Source organism: Cyanobium sp. NIVA-CYA 375 (assembly GCF_056108345.1).
Genome location: NZ_JBSYHW010000349.1, coordinates 1 through 659, shown reverse-complemented (window position 1 = coordinate 659; position 659 = coordinate 1). Strand labels below are relative to the sequence as shown.

Sequence of the window (659 nt, the reverse complement as noted above, 5' to 3'; positions counted from 1 at the left end):
GCCCCGCCCCGTGCGAGGCGAGCTGCACCCTCAACATTGTCGACCAGCCGGTGACCATCAAAAGCATCGAATGCGCAATCGTCGATCGCGGCTGGCAGGAAGGCTGGATCAAGCCGCAGGTGCCGGAGGCACAGACCGGAAAGTCGGTTGCAGTGGTTGGTTCCGGCCCGGCCGGTCTGGCCTGTGCCCAGCAGCTGGCCCGGGCTGGTCATGCCGTGACGGTGTTCGAGAAGAGCGACCGGATCGGCGGCCTGCTGCGCTACGGCATCCCCGACTTCAAGATGGAAAAGCAGCTGATCAACCGGCGGGCGGTCCAGATGGAAGCGGAAGGGGTGACCTTCAAGACCAGCGCCGAAGTCGGCGTGGAAGTGAGCTTCCGCGCGCTGCGCGAGAATTTCGACGCCGTGGTGCTGGCAGGCGGGGCGGAAGAGGCGCGGATGCTCGACATCCCCGGCGCGGAGCTGCCTGGCGTGCGGCTGGCGATGGAATTCCTGACCCAACAGAACAAGCGCGTGGCGGGTGACGACGAAGTCCGCGCTGCTCCGCGCGGTTCGCTCACGGCGACCGGCAAGCACGTGATCGTGATCGGCGGTGGCGACACCGGCAGCGACTGCGTCGGCACCAGCAACCGCCAGGGTGCGGCCTCGGTGAGGATCGCT

General features: G+C 67.4%; 1 protein-coding gene. It reads left to right on the top strand.

The window, feature by feature from the left end; all coding sequences use genetic code 11:
• Positions 1-50: 50 nt before the first annotated feature.
• Positions 51-659: FAD-dependent oxidoreductase (locus tag AC01FP_RS18515; RefSeq protein ID WP_474482340.1), on the top strand; the 609-nt coding region annotated here is incomplete at its 3' end.